The organism is Campylobacter jejuni (assembly GCF_001457695.1).
GTDB classification, from domain to species: Bacteria; Campylobacterota; Campylobacteria; order Campylobacterales; family Campylobacteraceae; genus Campylobacter_D; species Campylobacter_D jejuni.
In genome coordinates, this window is sequence record NZ_LN831025.1 from 1,073,968 (window position 1) to 1,091,107 (window position 17,140).

The window sequence follows — 17,140 nt, forward strand, 5'->3', positions numbered from 1 at the left end:
TTATCATCAATCTATCTTTAAAACACTCAAAAAAGCCTCTTGAGGTAAATTTACCTTACCTATAGCTTTCATTCTTTTTTTACCTTCTTTTTGCTTTTCTAAAAGCTTTCTTTTTCTAGTAATATCCCCACCATAACATTTTGCTGTCACATTTTTACCCATGGATTTAACGGTTTCCCTTGCGATGATTTTATTTCCAATACTTGCTTGAATGGCCACTTCAAAAAGCTGTCTAGGAACTATTTCTTTCATAGCACTAACAAGCTCTCTTCCTTTACTTTGTGCTTTTTCATTAGGCACGATAATGCTTAAGGCATCAACATTTTCACCCGCCACTTTAATATCAAGTTTTACCAAATCCCCTACTCTAAATTCTATAGGCTCATAATCAAAACTCGCATAGCCTTTTGTTAAGGACTTTAATTTATCATAAAAATCCATCACAATCTCATTTAAAGGCACATCATATTCTAGCAAAACGCGCTCAGGTGTGATATAGTCCATTTTAACCTGTACTCCTCTTTTGCGATTTAAAAGAGTGATTAAATTCCCTAAAAATTCACTTGGAGTAATGATAGTGGCTTTAACATAAGGCTCTTTTATATGATCGATTTTATTAACAGGAGGAAGCTCGCTAGGATTTTGAATTTTAACAAGCTCTCCATCGGTTTGATAAATTTCATAAGTCACAGTTGGAGCTGTAGCAATCAAATCAAGATTAAATTCTCTCTCAAGCCTTTCTTTAATCACTTCCATATGTAAAAGTCCTAAAAACCCTACCCTAAAGCCAAAGCCTAAAGCCAAAGAAGTTTCAGGCTCATAAGTAATAGAACTATCGTTAAGCTTTAGCTTATCCAAAGCATCTCTTAAATCTTCAAATTTATCCGTTTCTATGGGATAAAGTCCTGCGAACACAAAAGCTTTAGCCTTTTCAAAACCCCCTATAGCTTCTTTAGCTTTATTTTTTACTAAAGTAATAGTATCGCCTACTTGTACATCACCTACGGTTTTAAGCCCTAAAACCACCACGCCTACTTCACCTGATTGTAAAGATTGAGTTTTAATTGGACTTAAAGGGTGGGGATAAAAAAGATCTTGAACTATATGTTTTTTATCTGTACTCATAACTAAAACTTCATCGTTTTTAGCTATACTTCCTTCATAAATCCTAACCAAAGCCAAAGCACCCAAATAATTATCAAACCAAGAATCATAAATTAAAGCCTTAGTAGGAGCTTCATCATCTGTTTTTGGTGCAGGGATTTTAGTGATAATTGTTTCTATAAGCTCTTTTATACCCACTCCTGTTTTTGCACTCACGCAAATGGCATCTTTGCAATCTATACCTATAATATACTCGATTTCATGCTTTACTTTTTCAACATCAGCATTAGGTAAATCGATTTTATTAATTACAGGAATGATTTCAAGATTATTTTCAAGTGCTATATAAACATTAGCTATAGTCTGTGCTTCAACACCTTGAGAAGCATCTACTACAAGCAAAGCCCCTTCACAACTTGCCAAAGAACGACTCACTTCATAAGAAAAATCTACATGACCAGGAGTATCAATAAGATTTAAAACAAAATTTTCATTATTAAATTTATAATTTAAACGCACTGATTGTGCTTTTATGGTGATACCACGCTCTTTTTCTATATCCATAGTATCCATAACTTGCGAACTCATCTGCCTATCGCTAATAGCACCACACTCACTAATAATCCTATCTGCAAGAGTAGATTTTCCATGATCTATATGAGCTATAATAGAAAAATTTCTAATATTTTTTACCGACAAAATTTCATCCTAAATATAAAATTTTAAAGCTAGGATTTTAACAAAATTTATGTTTAAAACAAATAAATTTTATTTTATATAAAAAACTTCAATTGAAATTTATATAAAGCATATTAAAATATCAAATGCTTGAAAAATATTTAAAATCAGCTATATTTTTAGCTCTTTATCCCTTAGCAATGTTAGCTTCTAATTTGCACGAATTTATAGCACTAAGTCAAAATAATGAATCCTATCTCATTAAGCAAATGCAAAGCGAACAAGCAAATTTAGACAAAGAACAAGCTTTTAGAAATTACCTACCCTCTCTTAGTCTAAACTCAGCTTATGTAGCCAACAATAAAGATCGCTTCATTATCGATCCACAAGAAAGTTTATTTGCTAAAGTTTCTCTTAATTTTTTACTTTTTGATGGGGGTGCTAGAGAGGCTAATTTAAGAGCTTTAGAAAGCAAAAAAAAATTAAGCCTTTTAGACAAAGAACAAAGCAAAAATTACCTTGCCTTAAATGCAATCACACTTTATTTTAACACCCTAAGTCTTAAAAAAATTTTACTAGCAAATCAACAAAAAGTAGCTTTTTTAAAATCAACTTTTGAAAGATTGCAAAAATTTTACGACGCAGGACTTAGCCCTAAAGATGAACTTGAAAGCATTAAAGCTAAATACCATTTAAGCTTATTAGAACTCAGTCAAAATGAATTAAAACTTGCCAATATACAAAAAGAGATTAAAATTTTAAGTGATACAGATTTTAAAGTGCAAGGGAATGCTTTTTTAGAAAATCCGCAACAAGAAAAAAGTCAAAACTATGAAGTAATGATAGCTAAAGAACAAATCAATCTTGCTAAAGAAAGTGTAAATTTAGCAAAAGCTGAATATTTTCCAAAATTTTATATTCAAGATAATTTTAACTTTTATAAAAACAATTATAATCCAAAAGTTCCAGCTCCTTTTGTAAACTTAGCAGATCAATTCTTAGAAAAATATTCTCAAGGTAATCAGTTTATTTTAGGTATGGAATGGAAAATTTTTGATTTCAATGCAAGGGCTAAAGAAGTTGAAAAAGAGCGTTTAAACGTTCAAATAGCCAATGCAAACGCAAGATTTAGTGAGAGAAAAAATAAAGAAGAATTAAATTATTTAGACAAAAGTTTAAAAGTTTTACAAGAACAAATTTTAGCTCTTAATCTTAGCTTAAATGCTGCAAATTTGGCTTTTGAAAGTGTAGATAAAAAATACCAAGCAGGACTTGTTTCTTATGTGGAATATCTTCAAGCTTTAGAGGCTAAATTTAAAGCACAAAGCGATTTAGAGCTTGCTAAAAATGAATTTGAAATTACTAAAGCAAATTATTATTTTAATGCGGGTATAGATCTTAATTCAAAGGTTAAAGAATGAAAAAAATTATATTTTTACTTCTTGCTTTTAATTACGCCTTTGGCGAAGAAATTTACGCGAGTTTCAATGTAGAAGCATCAAAACAAAGCAAGCTTGCCCTTGAAAGCATAGGTTTAGTTCAAAAAATTCCTGTAGAAATTGGACAAAAAGTCAGCAAAGGAGAACTTTTACTTGCTCTTGATCAAGAAAGTGAAAAAATAGCTCTTCAAAATGCTCAAAATTCTTATCAACTTGCCCTTGTAGAATACGAAAATACCAAAAGCAGAATGCAAAAAATCAAAGCTGTAGAAAATGTTATAGACAAACAAAGCTATGAAGATATGAAAGCTAAATTTGATGCAGCTAATTTAAATTTAATCAAAGCAAAAATCAATATAGCTTATTATAAAAATATCATGGCAAAAAAAGAATTGCGTGCACCTTATGATGCTATTATCGCAAACAAATTTATACAAGTGGGCGAAGGAGTAGGAGGAGTAGCTCAACCTTTAATAGAAATTTTTTCCTATCCGCAAAGCAAACTGATTTTAAGTTTTGATGAAAAATACAAAGATAAAGTTAAATTAGGTGATGATTTCTTTTATAAAATCGATCAAAATGGCACAGAATTTAAAGGACAAATCAGTCTTATTTATCCAAGTATAGAGGTAAAAACAAGAAAAATTTATGCTGAAGTGCAAACCACAAATTTAACACCAGGGCTTTTTGGTGAAGGTAGAATTATCACTAAAGATTAAAAATGTTTAAACTAGCTATAAACCGACCTATTACCGTGCTGATGTTTTTCTTAGCTTTCATGATTTTTGGGCTAATCTCTGCTTTTAGCATGAGTGTGAATTTATTTCCTAATGTTTCCATACCTCTTATAAAGATTACAAGCAAGGTAAATGGAGATTTAAATTTCGTAGAATCAAAAGTCACCAAAGAGATAGAAAATGCTTTAAGTGAAATTGATGGAGTAAAAACCATAACCTCAGCTGCGTATGATAATTTTAGTGTGAGTGTAGTGGAGTTTAAACTGGGTAAAAATCTTGAAGTAGCTGCTAATGATGTGCGTGATAAAATAGGAACTTTAAGCCTACCTTCTAAGCCTGAAATTGAAAAAATCGGTTCAGATTCTGGTTCTGCTATTTCGCTTTTTTTATATTCTAAAGATAAATTACAACTCATGCGTGAAATCAATGATAAAATAAAACCTTTTTTGCAAAGAGTTGAAGGGGTAGGTAAAATCGAAGCTAAGGGTTTTTTGGAACCTCAAATTCGCATAGAATTAAAACCAAATGAACTTAGAAAATACAATCTTAACGCCCTTGATGTAGCGAATATCATCAAAAGTCAAAATTTTAAACAAGCCCTAGGCGAACTTAATAACAATCAAGATAACTATATCATCAAAGGCTATTTTGAAGCCACAAATTTAGAAGAACTTAGCAATCTTCGCATAAAAACAGGAGTATTTTTAAGCGATATTGCTAATATTTCAAGCCTTTATGAAGATGAAAAACAAAGTGCTTTATACGAAGGTAAAGAAGGGGTGCTTTTAGAACTCGGAAAAATCACAAATTATAACACCCTTGAAATGATTAAAAATGTCAAAAATGCCTTGCCTATTTTAGAAAAACAAATTCCAAAAGATATAAGCATTAATATGCTTTATGATAAAAGCTTAAATATCCACAAGCACCTTTCTCAAGTGATTTTTGATATGGTTTTGGGGATTTTTCTAACCCTTGTTATCGTGTTTTTATTTTTAAGAAATTTAAGTGCAACTCTCATTGCTTGCATAGCTATACCTACTTCTATCATTTCAACTTTTTTTATTATCGATCTTTTAGGCTATGATTTAAACCGCTTAACTTTTATAGCTTTAACCTTAAGCATAGGAATTTTTATCGATGATGCTATAGTAGTGATTGAAAATATTGCTAAAAAACTAAAAACCTATCCGCCTTTACAAGCTGCTTTTTTAGGTATCAATGAAATAGGTTTTAGCGTTTTAAGCATCAGTATAGTTTTACTTTGTGTTTTTATCCCTATTTCTTATATGAACTCTATACCAGGGCTTTTTTTCAATGCCTTAGGCATAAGCGTTGCAAGTGGGATAGTTATAAGCTTTTTGGTTTCTGTATTTTTAATACCTAGTATTGGGGCAAGATTTTTAAATCCAAAAGAAAGCAAGTTTTATGAAAAAACAGAAGCTTTTTTTGAAAAAATAGAGCAAAAGTATGAAAATTTACTCTATAAAATTTTACAAAATAAAGCAAAATTTATCCTAGCCACTCTTGTTTTTGTAGGGCTTTCTTTTGCTTTAGCTACTCGTATAGGGCTTGATTTTTTACCTATGGAAGATGATAGCGAAATTCAAGTTTTGCTTGAAAGCAAAAAGGATTTAAGCTTAGAAGCCATGAAAGAAAAAAGTTTAAATTTGCTTGAAAAAATCAAAAATGATAGCAATGTCAAATACGCTTTTTTACTTGTAGGCTATGATGATGCCAAAGATGCTACAAAGGCTAAAATTTATGTTAAACTTAAAAATTTAGACGAAAGAAATTTAAGACAAAGCACTATAGTAAGTTTATATCGTCAAAAATTTCAAGATGAGAGTTTAAAAATCAAAATTTTAGAACTTCCAAAGATAGAAGGTGCAGGCATTGATGATCCCGTGCAGTTTTTAATCTTAGGAGATGATTTAAACACTCTAAAAGAAGCAGCTTCTCGGGCAAAAGAAATTTTAGATACTAATGCACGCATTGTAGATATAAGCGATAATGCTAATACTACAAAAGATGAAGTAGCCTTACACATCAACAAAGAAAAAGCTAAACTTTTAGATGTCAATCCTGAATATATCGCTGGGGTTTTAGGGTATTCCTTCTCGCAACTTAGCGTAGGAAGTATGGATAGAGGCAATTCAAAAGATGATATTATCCTAAGTTTTGCTCCAGAATTTAAAAAAGACATAGAAGCTTTAAAACGCATTAGTATTAAAAACAACCAAGGTGTAAATTTAGAACTTTCAAGCGTGGTGGATTTTATATACAGTAAGGATTTAAAAACTATCAATCGTTACAATAAAAACCGCTCTGTGAAAATCACAGCTGGAGTAAATGATCTTTCCTTAGGAGCGGTGCAAAAACTTTTACTAGATAATATGGATAAAATTTTAAATAATAATGCAAGTCTTAGCTATGCTTTTTCAGGCTTTATCAATCTTTTAGGTGAAACCGTGCAAGGTTTTGCTATGGCAGTAGTACTTGCTTTTGTTTTAATTTATCTTGTTTTAGCCGCACTTTATGAAAGTTTTATTCTGCCTTTAATCATCATGATAACCATGCCTTTAGCCTTTGGCGGAGCTTCTATAGGGCTTTTTATCACAGGGCATAATTTTTCGCTTTTTGTACTTATTGCCATCATCTTGCTTTTTGGTATGGTGGGGAAAAATGCTATTTTACTTGTGGATGTGGCCAATAAAAAATGCCATGAAGGTTTAGATCCTGATAAAGCTCTTTTAATCGCTGGAAAATCACGCTTAAGGGCTATATTGATGACAACTTTTGCTATGATTTTTGCCATGCTCCCACTCGCTCTTTCAAGGGGTGCGGGCTATGAAGCTAATTCTCCTATGGCAATAGCCATTATCTTTGGACTTATAAGTTCGACTTTGCTTACCTTACTCGTAGTACCTGCACTTTTTAAATTTTGTTTTAAACTAGATAGCAAATTAAGAAAAATTTATGAGAGAGAAAAATTAAATTAACCAAAATGATTAATTTATTTTTTTTAAGTATTATTCTTATAAAGTGCTTTTAAGTTATCATAGGCGATTTGTATTTTTTCAAACTGTTCTCTTGCGTAAGCTTTTTCTATTGCACTTTTTCCTTGATGAAAATCAGGATGATAAAGTTTTACCAAAATCAAATATTTTTGTCTGATTTCACTAAGATCATTTTGCGGAGTACATTCTAAAGTATTAAAATAATTACTAAAAAGCTTAGCTAAAGCATTAAATTTCCATTTCATATTTTCTTTATTGTGAATATTTTGGCGAAATTTTTTATACTCTTCGCGGTCAACTTCAAAATTCACGCAATATTTTAAATGCTCGCTCTCATCTGCAAAAGCTTCAAAAAGTTCAAGGGTATTCTCGTTTTTATATTCTAAAATTAGAATATTTGTCATTTCATTGTATTCTATATTATAATCTTGAAAATAATTTCTTATATAGGTAACAAATAATTTTTCATTAGAGCTTAACTTCATCAAAATTCTACCCGCAGCAAAATCAATCTTGATAAACAACATAGGCTTAAGCATATTATTTTGCTCAAAATTTAATCTAAAAGTTTTAAAATGAGCATCTTGTAAATTCTCTATACCTTCATTTGTACTTTTGCGATATTTTTGATCTAAAACTTTTAAGAAATAACGACGCTGTGGAATTTCATTTTCTTCAAAAAAAGAAAAAATTTTATTTTTTCGTCCTATGACCTTTGTGAAATTTTTGGTAATCAAGTCTTTAAAATACTGAAATACGCTAATATCATCTGTATTAACATTGATAGTTTCTAAAGTTTGCACGATTTGCATCTATTTCTCCCATAAAACCTCATTTTCAAAAAGCTCTTTAGTGCCTTTTAAAATTTCATTGGGTGTATAATCGGCTTTATAAGATAAAGATTGACACTTTTTTACAAAATACCCAAGATAAATATAATCTAAGTTCATTTTTTTAGCTATTTGTATTTCATTGAGCAAAGAAAATTTACCCAAAGAAAAATACGAAAAATCAGGATCATAAAAACAATAAATGCTTGAAATTCCATCCTCTAAAATATCAATCAAATCAATACAAACGAGCTTATCTTCTATATAAAATGCAAGCTCATATCCAAAATTCATAAAACCATCAACATAAAGATTATAATACTGTTTAAAGCTTAAATCATAACGCTTCCAGTTCTTTTTTTCTTCCATAAAACGATGGTATTTATCATATAAAAACAAATGTTCATTGCTTAAATTGGGTGTTCTAAGTATAACTTTGGTATTAATATTTTTATTTATAACCCTTCTTTCACTTCTTGAAAAATTATATTCATTAACTAAAATTCTAAAACTTAAACATTCATCACAATCTTTACAAATAGGGCGTGAAAAATACCTACCAAAACGACGCCAACCTCGTTTTATTAGCTCATTATTGATTTCTTTAGGGCAATTTTCAATGTATTTATACTCTATTCTTGAGCGTTTATCTTTTAAGTAAGGACACTGATCTTCAAGAGTACAAAAACCAATCTCAAGCATTAAATTTTCTTAATATCTGCATTTTTGATAAATTCGGAAAATTCATCCTGTAGTTTTTCTTGCTTTAAGAAAATTTCTTGCATTTCCTTATCTATGTTTGTTTCTTGATTTTTTTCGCGAATATCTTTAGCTAGTTTTTCTAAATTTTTTACGCTTGCCCCACTCTTGCTTGATTTCTTTGCTAATTTTGGGGTATTGGTGTTAGCTTGCATTTCTTTTTTAATACTTTTAAGACTGTCTAAAAAATCCATCTATTATTCTCTACTTTCTCGTATTTTTTTAAGCGTAGCAGCTATTGCAGCTATAACTTCTTCTTTATTTTCTTGATGACGATCTTCTGTTTTTTCTAATAATTCTTGCATATGTGTTTCTATGAAAGAGGTGTCTAAATACCCTCTTCTAAATTCTCTTGTTTTTGTAATAGCGATTAAAAATGGTATTGTTGTTCTAATATCATCAATCACAAATTCCTTCAAAGCACGCTCAAGTTTATTAACCGCTAAATCATAACTTGTTGCTTTAATAATAAGCTTTGCAAGCATGGAATCATAATAAGGCGGTACAGTATAGTCTTTATAAATATGACTATCAACCCTAACAGATGGTCCAAGAGCTGGGTAGTATTCTCCTATTTTTCCAGGACTTGGAATAAAATTTTTCCATACATTTTCAGCAGTAATTCTAGCTTCAATAGCAAAACCCCTAGGTTTAATATCGCTTTGTTCTAAGTCCAAAATTTCTCCTGCTGCAATACGAATTTGTCTTACAATAAGATCAATACCTGTAATTTCTTCAGTAATTGGATGCTCAACTTGAATTCTTGTATTCATTTCCATAAAATAAAAGCGATTGTAATCATCAAGCAAAAACTCTATAGTTCCAGCATTTGTATAACCTACAGCCTTAGCAGCTGCCACAGCTGTAACACCCATGGTTTTTCTAAGATTATCTGAAATTCCAGGGCAAGGTGCTATCTCAATTACCTTTTGATGTCTTCTTTGGATAGAACAATCCCTTTCACAAAGATGTATAATATTTCCATAGTTATCTCCTAAAATTTGAAATTCTATATGTCTAGGATTAACTACATATTTTTCCATAAATACTTCATCATTATTAAAGTATGTTAAAGCTTCTCTTTTGCAAGATTCAAAAGCATTTTCAAGATCTTGTTCTTTATGAACAACGCGAATTCCGCGTCCGCCTCCACCACCTGAAGCTTTTAAAATAACAGGATAACCAATCTTCTCAGCAAAAATTTTAACTTCTTCCATGCTATAGGAATTTAATTTTTCAGTCCCTGGAACAATAGGTATGCCATTTTTAGCCATTAACTTACGAGCGATATTTTTATTTCCCATCTTATGGATTACTTCAGATTTTGGACCTATAAAAATAATTCCAGCATCTTCACAAGCCTTAGCAAATTCGTAATTCTCGCTTAAAAATCCATAACCAGGATGGATCGCATCAGCACCACAAGCCTTAGCAATCTCGACAATACGAGCAACATCTAAATATCCTCTTATAGCATCCGTTCCTATACGATATGCCTCATCTGCGATTTTTACATGCAAACATTCACGATCAGGCTCTGTAAAAACTGCAACACTTTTAATATGCAAATCTCTACAAGCACGGATTACTCTAACAGCTATTTCAGCTCTATTTGCTATGAGAATTTTATGGATTTGATTCATAATTTGCCTTTTTTGTTATATTTTTATTGTTAATTTTAGCAAATTTTCCTTACAAAAACTTAGCAAAAAATTTAATTTATTTTAGTTATAATAAAACTTTTTAAAATTTTAATTCCAATAAAGAAAAGTTATAATTATAATGGTTGCTGATAAAAGATTATTTTATTTAAGTTGTATTTTAATCACCATAGGAATAGTATTTTCATACTCTCTTACAGCTTTTACTGTTCTTTTTCTTGACTATAGCGAGTTTCATTTTTTTATTCGTCAGCTTTTTTTTGGAATTAGTGGAATACTTATAATGTTTTTTATTTCTCGATTGGATCCTGATAAAGCACTTTCTAAAAAAATTATTTTAGCTATTTTGATTGTTTCTTTTATCTTTATCATCATTTTACCATTTTTACCTTCTGCACTAGCAACAGCTAGCGGAGGAGCTAAACGCTGGATACGCTTAGGTCCACTCTCTATCTCTCCTGTAGAATTTTTCAAAATAGGATTGATTTATTTTTTAGCATGGAGCTATACAAGGCGTATTGATGATAGCAAAAAAGCCATCAGACACGAGGCTTTAATTCTTCTGCCTTATTGTATCTTAGCTTCTATAGTTATAGGATATATTTATATCACTCAAAACGATTTAGGACAAAGCGTAATTTCTTTCTTTTTGATTCTAGCTTTAGCTTTTTTTGCAGGAGCTAGTAAAAGGCTTTTTGCTTTTGGAACTTTAATCATTATGATGATAGGTATAATGGTAATTTTTAGCAACCAAAGAAGAATTCAAAGAATCGCTTCTTGGTGGGGGAATATACAAGATGCTTTTTTACCTATGCTTCCTGATTGGCTGGCAAATGCTTTAAGAGTAAGTAGCAACAGCGAGCCTTATCAAATTTCACACTCTTTAAATGCTATAGCCCATGGAGGAATGTTTGGCGAAGGCCTAGGACTTGGAACTTTTAAATTAGGCTTTTTAAGTGAAGTGCATACTGACTTTGTTCTTTCAGGAATTACTGAAGAAATAGGACTTTTAGGTCTTGGGGTTATTTGCTATATTTATCTTTGGATGATTTTAAGAATTTTTAGAATTGCAGGAAGATGTGAAGCTAAACAAGATTTTATTTTTTGTTCAGGCATAGCCTTACTTTTACTTTTTTCTTTCTTTATGAATGCTTTTGGTATTATTTCTCTTACTCCACTAAAAGGTGTAGCGGTTCCACTTTTAAGCTATGGAGGAAGTTCAATGTGGGCAATTTGCATAGGCATAGGATATGTATTAATGATTTCAAAAAAGGTTAAATTATGACAATAGCTTTAACAGGTGGCGGAACTGGAGGGCATTTAGCCATAGTGCGTTGCTTATTAGAAAGTGCGATTAAAAAAAATATAGAATGTATATACATAGGCAGTCAAAATGGTCAAGATAAAGCTTGGTTCGAAAATGAAGTACGCTTTAAGGAAAAATTTTTTTTAAGCTCTAAAGGAGTGGTTAATCAAAGCAAATTTGGCAAAATCAGTTCTTTACTCCACACCTTAAAACTCTCCAAAGATTGTAGAGAAATTTTTAAAAAATACCACATCCAAGCCGTTTTTAGTGTAGGTGGATATAGTGCAGCTCCTGCATCTTTTGCGGCTTTATTCTCACATTTGCCTCTTTTTATACATGAGCAAAATTCAAAAAGCGGCTCTTTAAATATGCTTTTAAAACCTTTCGCTACAAAATTTTTTAGTGCCTTTGAAAAAGAATGCAGCCCTTATCCTGTGGCAAATAAATTTTTTGATAATGCTAGGATTCGCAAAGAATTAAAAAACATTATTTTCCTAGGAGGATCACAAGGAGCTAGCTTTATAAACGAACTAGCTTTAAATCTCGCCCCAAAGCTTCAAGAACAAAATATCAAAATCATCCATCAATGCGGAAAAAATGATTTTGAAAAATGCAAAAAACACTACCAAAGCTTAAACATCCAAGCTGATGTTTTTGACTTTAGTTCAAATTTGGAAGAAAAAATGAAAAATGCAGATCTAGCTATATCAAGAGCAGGTGCAAGCACCCTTTTTGAACTTTGTGCTAACACCTTGCCTGCTATTTTCATACCTTATCCCTATGCAGCTAAAAATCATCAATACTTTAATGCTAAATTTTTACAAGATCAAGCTTTATGTCAAATTTTCACGCAAGATTCGATCAATCTTGATGATTTTTTCAAAGCAATGTTAAAACTTAACTTAGAAGATATTTCCACAAGATTACAAAATATAGCACAAAAAAACGGTGGAGATATTTTACTAGAAAAAGCACTTATCTGATAACTTGGCTTTTATACGATAAATATCCAAAGATATTTACCAAAATCCCCACAAAAATCAACATCAAAATAGCAAGTGAAAAATTCTCAAATTTATCATGTAAAAAGCCTATAATCCACTGCCCTTGTGCTGCGATTAAATATCCAAAACCTTGAGCTAAAGCAGAAATCTTTGCTGCTACTTGGGTATTTGAACTTTTTTGTGCGATAAAAAGCAATGCAATACCAAAAACCCCACCCCATGGAAAGCCCATGATAAAAGCACTAATGATAATAGAAGTTTTACTATCAAAAACAAAAAGCATAACAAAAGCGATCACATATATACTACACAAACTTGCTATAAGGAGTATGTAAATTTTGCCTTAATTTTCCTAAAAGCAATGGGCCAAAAAGGGACACTGGGGCTGCAACAAGTTGAGCAAAAAGAACCATATTTGTAGCAAATTCTTTATCAAAACCTTTTTCTACAACGATTTGAACATACCAAAAAAACAAAGAATAAGCTAAAAAACTTTGAAATCCCATAAAAAGGGTAATCTTCCAAGTAATTGCATTTGTAAAAAGATTGATTTTTTTTAGAGCTTTTTTTCTTAGCACGAAAAAATCTACCATTTTTGGCTTGAGGATAGTAAACTACTAAAGCTACAAAAGAAAAAATCGCCCAAAAAAACATAGCACCCGCTAAATCAAACACACTAAGCAAAGGTATAGCTAAAGCCACCCCTGCTATAGAAGAAATGCTTAAAATAAGACTATAAACCCCCATCATACTTGCTATTTTTTAGAAAATTTCTCTTTAATAAAACTAGGCAATAAAACATTAGCGATTGCTATACCACAACCTATGCCTAACATACCCAAAAATAAACCATACATCCCTGTATAAGAACGCAAAATTTCGCCAATAAAGATCAAAAAAATCCCCACGATAATCGCTCTAATGGGTGAAAAATATCCCACTATAAAAGAAATACTTCCAAAGGCTATTAAAGGCAAGCTTGTAAGCACTCCTGCGAAAGTAGAATTTAACCCATACACATCTTTAATCACATCTATCATAGGTCCTATAGCCGTAATAGGAGCACGCAGATTAAAAGCTACAATCACAACGATAAAAAATTAAGCCAAAAAAATCTTTTTTTGAACACTACTCATGATATAATCTTTCTTTGCAAACTTGGATATATGTTTTTAAATCTTTTTCTTTCATTAAAATTTCACGCATACAAACGCCTGCTATATTTATATCTTTAAAATTTTCTATATTTTGAGCATTGATACCGCCTATAGCATAAAGTGGAATTTGACTAAATTTAAGCAAGGATTTTAAAAAATCAAGCCCTTTAGGTTCTAAACCCACCTTACAAGAACTTTCAAAAATATGCCCTACAAAAGCATAATTTACCTTATAACTCATCGCCTCTAAAAGCTCTTCTTTGCTATGGACTGAAGTGCCAAGTATATGAAAATATTTTACTAATTTAGGCTCTTTTCTTAATAAAGAAAGCGGTGCGTGAAAATAACGATGTCCTAATTTTAAACACTCCCTATCAAAAAAATGCAAAAAACAAGTCACTTTTTGCTTTGTGCAAATGCTTAAAACTTCTTTTGCTAAATCATAATACTCAAACTCGCTTAAATCTTTTTCTCTTAAAACTATAGCATCTACCTTAGCCTTAGCAAGTTTTTCAATCTGCTTTAAAAAGTCTATTTCTACACATTTTCTATCGCTTATAGCGATGATTTTTTTATCCCACATAAATGCTATCGCTCATCACAGCTTGTAAATTTGATCTTTTAAGCATGGCTAAAATTTCATCTACACTCCTATCATCTGAAATTTCAAACTGCTCATCGCCCTTTTTCTCGCCCTTATGCTCACCTATACCCACACTCACTCCTGCACTCATTTTAGTAGCGCCAAGCTTGATAACCTCATCTCTAAAACCTATTCTTTCACGACTTGAAATGATAATACCCGCAAAAGGTAAAAAAAGTCTATAAGCACAAAGCACTTGCAAAAGGCGTTTTTCACTCACATCTTTAGGATGGATTTTGGCATTATTGATAATAGGTCTTAAACGAGGCACCGAAATAGAAATTTCAGCATGCGGATAAGCTTGTTGTAAAAAATGCGCATGAAGTGCCGTAGCAAGCGCGTCTTTTCTAAAATCATCTATGCCTAAAAGTGCCCCAAAAGCCACTCCACGCATACCCGCTTTTAAAGCCCTTTCTTGAGCGTTAAAGCGATAAGGGAAAATGCGTTTTTCACCCGCTAAATGAATTTTAGAATATTTTAAAGCATTGTAAGTTTCTTGAAAAACAGTCACATAATCACAACCCTTTTCATGCAAAATTTTATATTCATCTTCATTCATAGGATAAATTTCAACGCCTACAACCTTAAAATACTCTCTAGCTATTTTACAAGCATTTGCTATATATTCTACACTTGCAAACTCCCTACCCTCACCTGTTAGCATTAAAATTTCTTCTAAACCACTTTTAGCAATGGCTTGCATTTCTTCGTGAATTTCAGCTTCACTTAGCTTGGCTCTTGCGATTTTATTGCCTTTTTGAAAACCACAATAAACACATTTAGAATTGCAATAATTTGACAAATAAAGCGGGGTAAAAAGAGAGATAGAATTTCCAAAATATTTTTGCTTGACTTTAGCGGATTTAAAGGCTAATTCTTCTATGAAATCTTCTGCTGTGCTTGAAAGCAAAGCTTTTAAATGTTCTATACTTAAATGCGTTTGATTTAAAGCATTTTTAACATCTTTGGCGCTAAATTGACTCTCATCATAGCTTTGAACTTGAGTTAAAACCTTGTTTAAAATTTCGCTTTTTATTTCCTGCATGTGAGGTAAATACTGCATATAATCTTGCATGATCAATCCCTTTTAATAATTTCAGTAAATAATTCACAAGGATTAATTTTAAATTGCAACATATTTGCACTTATTCTTCCGTTATCTCCACCTTTTCTTTGCATAGTAATCTTACCGATTTTTAAACTTCCCCTATCCGTAATAAGTACTTCCCCGCTATAAAAATTTATCACTTCATTAATAGGTTTTAAAAGCCATTTTAAATCTTGTTTTTCAATCTTTAAAATCACTAAAAACCATTCGCTAGCAAATTGTCCTCTACCTTTTAAAATATCATTAACAATTAAGGCTTGATTTTTAATAAAGAAGTTTATAACCTGCTCTTGCTCTTCTTTTGTGAATTCAGTTAAAAACATTCTTCTTTTATCTTTAGGATTTTTTATTTTTGGACTTTTTTCACCCGTAAAATATTGTAAAATCTCCAAAAGCTCACTAGGAAAATTCCACAATTCATTATAATTTTTTAGCCATCTCTTATCAACTTGATTAAAGCCTTGTGGATTTGATACTAATTTTACTTGTATATTTTGCACATCTTGCAAATTCTGTAATTTAATTTGAACTAAAATAACAACTTGAACATCAGCTTTAAAGCTCCCTTTAATTTTTTGTGCTTTAACATTTTGGATATCGTTTATATTGTAATTCATAGCTTTTAGCCAAGATTGTGCCAAAGTATCATTTTGCCAATTATTAAAAGTATTAACTACGAAATTTTCATTTTTAAAACCATTTTTAGCTGTATTTGAGCCAAGCTCTACCTTATTCATCAATTTGCTCCTTTAAACTTTTAGCAATACTTTCTATCACATTTACGCTCATTGCATTGCCACATTGTCTTAATATATCGCTTTGTTTTATATTTTTTATTTTATCTTCTAAATTATTTATTTTTCCAAAACCTTGAAGTTTTAATGCTTCAATTTTGCTTAAGATATAGAAATTTTTATTATAAACATATAAAATTCCTTGCCTATCTCTTCTAAGTGTTGGAATTTTATCTTGATAACATCTTAAATCACTTTGCCTAGTATCTAGTATCAAGAAATCATTTTCTAATAATTCTTCTAAACAAAAACGATTTTTATTGTATTTATTTTGTAAATATCTTAAAAAAGTTTCATATTTATTTCTATTTAAAATATTTTCATCATTAGGATTTAAAAAATCTTTTATATTAGGCTTTTTTTTCTCTTTAAAATCAAATTTAAAAATCTTATTTAAAGATTTTTTTATTCCTATAAAATAAACCCTTTCTCTGCTTTGAGCCAAAGAAAAATCAAGACTATTTAAGAGCTTTGTGCTTACTTCATAATCTAAAGACTTTAAAAGTTCTAAAATTTTTTGAAATGTTTGCCCTTTATCGTGATTTAATAAACCTTTTACATTTTCAAGTATAAAAAAATTAGGTTGTTTTATCTTTAAAATATCTGCTAAATAAAAAATAACCTGTCCTTTTTCTTTATTATCCAAACCTTCTCTTTTACCAACGATACTAAAACTTTGACAAGGAAAACCACTAATTAATAAATCAAAATCAGGTAAAATTTCAGGATTAATTTTAGTTAAATCACCTAATTCAAGCTCATTTTTAGTATCAAACAATCTTTTATAAGTTTTTATAGCAGCCTTGTCAATCTCACTAAAAGCTATACAAGTAAATCCCGCTTTTTCCAAGCCAAGTCGCCCACCGCCAATACCGCTACAAAAATCTATAAATTTCACCC

Annotated in this window: 15 protein-coding genes and 1 pseudogene; 5 read left to right on the forward strand and 11 right to left on the reverse strand. The window is 30.8% G+C overall.

Annotation, left to right across the window (positions count from 1 at the left end):
- Positions 1–6: 6 nt before the first annotated feature.
- A complete protein-coding gene (gene lepA / locus AT682_RS05510) occupies positions 7–1,803 on the reverse strand; it encodes a translation elongation factor 4 (protein ID WP_002882642.1) in 1,797 nt (598 codons plus the stop codon).
- 125 nt (positions 1,804–1,928) lie between these two features.
- Here lepA and cmeD point away from each other — a divergent pair, with 125 nt between their 5' ends.
- From cmeD to cmeF, 3 genes are read left to right on the forward strand one after another with little or no spacing between them, the layout of a single operon-like run.
- Positions 1,929–3,203, forward strand: a complete 1,275-nt coding sequence (cmeD, locus tag AT682_RS05515) for a multidrug efflux RND transporter outer membrane subunit CmeD (protein ID WP_002882641.1) — start codon at positions 1,929–1,931, stop codon at positions 3,201–3,203.
- Positions 3,200–3,940: a multidrug efflux RND transporter periplasmic adaptor subunit CmeE gene (gene cmeE / locus AT682_RS05520; RefSeq protein ID WP_002783305.1), complete on the forward strand. Its 741-nt coding sequence runs from the start codon at positions 3,200–3,202 to the stop codon at positions 3,938–3,940. The genes cmeD and cmeE overlap by 4 nt, the downstream gene beginning before the upstream one ends.
- 2 nt (positions 3,941–3,942) lie before the next feature.
- The gene (cmeF, locus tag AT682_RS05525; RefSeq protein ID WP_002882640.1) at positions 3,943–6,960 is read left to right on the forward strand and encodes a multidrug efflux RND transporter permease subunit CmeF; all 3,018 of its coding nucleotides are present in this window, start codon (positions 3,943–3,945) and stop codon (positions 6,958–6,960) included.
- A 23-nt stretch (positions 6,961–6,983) separates the two neighbouring features.
- Here cmeF and AT682_RS05530 read toward each other — a convergent pair whose 3' ends face one another.
- From AT682_RS05530 to pycA, 4 genes are read right to left on the reverse strand one after another with little or no spacing between them, the layout of a single operon-like run.
- On the reverse strand, positions 6,984–7,790 hold the full coding sequence (locus tag AT682_RS05530) for an adenylosuccinate lyase (RefSeq protein ID WP_002882639.1): 807 nt from the start codon (positions 7,788–7,790) through the stop codon (positions 6,984–6,986).
- A complete protein-coding gene (ate, locus tag AT682_RS05535; RefSeq protein WP_002882638.1) occupies positions 7,791–8,510 on the reverse strand; it encodes an arginyltransferase in 720 nt (239 codons plus the stop codon).
- Complete coding sequence (locus tag AT682_RS05540) at positions 8,510–8,761, reverse strand: hypothetical protein (RefSeq protein WP_002861766.1); 252 nt, start codon at positions 8,759–8,761, stop codon at positions 8,510–8,512. The genes ate and AT682_RS05540 overlap by 1 nt, the downstream gene beginning before the upstream one ends.
- Positions 8,762–8,764: 3 nt before the next feature.
- Positions 8,765–10,210: an acetyl-CoA carboxylase subunit A gene (gene pycA, locus AT682_RS05545; protein ID WP_002880746.1), complete on the reverse strand. Its 1,446-nt coding sequence runs from the start codon at positions 10,208–10,210 to the stop codon at positions 8,765–8,767.
- Positions 10,211–10,349: 139 nt separating this feature from the next.
- Here pycA and ftsW point away from each other — a divergent pair, with 139 nt between their 5' ends.
- Positions 10,350–11,513, forward strand: coding sequence for a putative lipid II flippase FtsW (gene ftsW / locus AT682_RS05550; protein WP_002860171.1), 1,164 nt, complete (start codon positions 10,350–10,352; stop codon positions 11,511–11,513).
- Positions 11,510–12,539: pseudogene (gene murG / locus AT682_RS05555) on the forward strand (undecaprenyldiphospho-muramoylpentapeptide beta-N-acetylglucosaminyltransferase). The gene ftsW and the pseudogene murG overlap by 4 nt, the downstream one beginning before the upstream one ends.
- 304 nt (positions 12,540–12,843) lie before the next feature.
- Here murG and AT682_RS09890 read toward each other — a convergent pair.
- The 6 genes from AT682_RS09890 to dcm all read right to left on the reverse strand — a co-directional run bounded on the left by AT682_RS09890 (position 12,844) and on the right by dcm (position 17,138).
- Positions 12,844–13,131: an MFS transporter gene (locus AT682_RS09890; RefSeq protein WP_116487163.1), complete on the reverse strand. Its 288-nt coding sequence runs from the start codon at positions 13,129–13,131 to the stop codon at positions 12,844–12,846.
- Between the two features lie 162 nt (positions 13,132–13,293).
- Positions 13,294–13,626: an MFS transporter gene (locus tag AT682_RS09895; RefSeq protein ID WP_236017590.1), complete on the reverse strand. Its 333-nt coding sequence runs from the start codon at positions 13,624–13,626 to the stop codon at positions 13,294–13,296.
- A gap of 40 nt (positions 13,627–13,666) precedes the next feature.
- Positions 13,667–14,278 (reverse strand): thiamine phosphate synthase, encoded by a 612-nt coding sequence (locus AT682_RS05565; RefSeq protein WP_002882636.1) that lies wholly within the window; start codon positions 14,276–14,278, stop codon positions 13,667–13,669.
- Complete coding sequence (gene thiH / locus AT682_RS05570; protein WP_002882635.1) at positions 14,268–15,413, reverse strand: 2-iminoacetate synthase ThiH; 1,146 nt, start codon at positions 15,411–15,413, stop codon at positions 14,268–14,270. The genes AT682_RS05565 and thiH overlap by 11 nt, the downstream gene beginning before the upstream one ends.
- A gap of 2 nt (positions 15,414–15,415) precedes the next feature.
- Positions 15,416–16,183 carry a PDDEXK family nuclease gene (locus AT682_RS05575; protein WP_002882634.1) on the reverse strand — a complete coding sequence of 256 codons (768 nt, stop codon included), beginning with the start codon at positions 16,181–16,183 and terminating at the stop codon, positions 15,416–15,418.
- Positions 16,176–17,138, reverse strand: a complete 963-nt coding sequence (dcm, locus tag AT682_RS05580; RefSeq protein WP_002882633.1) for a DNA (cytosine-5-)-methyltransferase — start codon at positions 17,136–17,138, stop codon at positions 16,176–16,178. The genes AT682_RS05575 and dcm overlap by 8 nt, the downstream gene beginning before the upstream one ends.
- Positions 17,139–17,140 lie beyond the last annotated feature (2 nt).

What these genes read in the sequence shown, in the direction of transcription:
- cmeD (WP_002882641.1), top strand. Translation starts at nt 1,929, where the DNA reads ATGCTTGAAAAATATTTAAAATCAGCTATATTTTTAGCTCTTTATCCC.
- cmeE (WP_002783305.1), top strand. Translation starts at nt 3,200, where the DNA reads ATGAAAAAAATTATATTTTTACTTCTTGCTTTTAATTACGCCTTTGGC.
- cmeF (WP_002882640.1), top strand. Translation starts at nt 3,943, where the DNA reads ATGTTTAAACTAGCTATAAACCGACCTATTACCGTGCTGATGTTTTTC.
- AT682_RS05530 (WP_002882639.1), bottom strand. Translation starts at nt 7,790, where the DNA reads ATGCAAATCGTGCAAACTTTAGAAACTATCAATGTTAATACAGATGAT.
- ate (WP_002882638.1), bottom strand. Translation starts at nt 8,510, where the DNA reads ATGCTTGAGATTGGTTTTTGTACTCTTGAAGATCAGTGTCCTTACTTA.
- AT682_RS05540 (WP_002861766.1), bottom strand. Translation starts at nt 8,761, where the DNA reads ATGGATTTTTTAGACAGTCTTAAAAGTATTAAAAAAGAAATGCAAGCT.
- pycA (WP_002880746.1), bottom strand. Translation starts at nt 10,210, where the DNA reads ATGAATCAAATCCATAAAATTCTCATAGCAAATAGAGCTGAAATAGCT.
- ftsW (WP_002860171.1), top strand. Translation starts at nt 10,350, where the DNA reads ATGGTTGCTGATAAAAGATTATTTTATTTAAGTTGTATTTTAATCACC.
- AT682_RS09890 (WP_116487163.1), bottom strand. Translation starts at nt 13,131, where the DNA reads ATGGTAGATTTTTTCGTGCTAAGAAAAAAAGCTCTAAAAAAAATCAAT.
- AT682_RS05565 (WP_002882636.1), bottom strand. Translation starts at nt 14,278, where the DNA reads ATGTGGGATAAAAAAATCATCGCTATAAGCGATAGAAAATGTGTAGAA.
- thiH (WP_002882635.1), bottom strand. Translation starts at nt 15,413, where the DNA reads ATGCAAGATTATATGCAGTATTTACCTCACATGCAGGAAATAAAAAGC.
- AT682_RS05575 (WP_002882634.1), bottom strand. Translation starts at nt 16,183, where the DNA reads ATGAATAAGGTAGAGCTTGGCTCAAATACAGCTAAAAATGGTTTTAAA.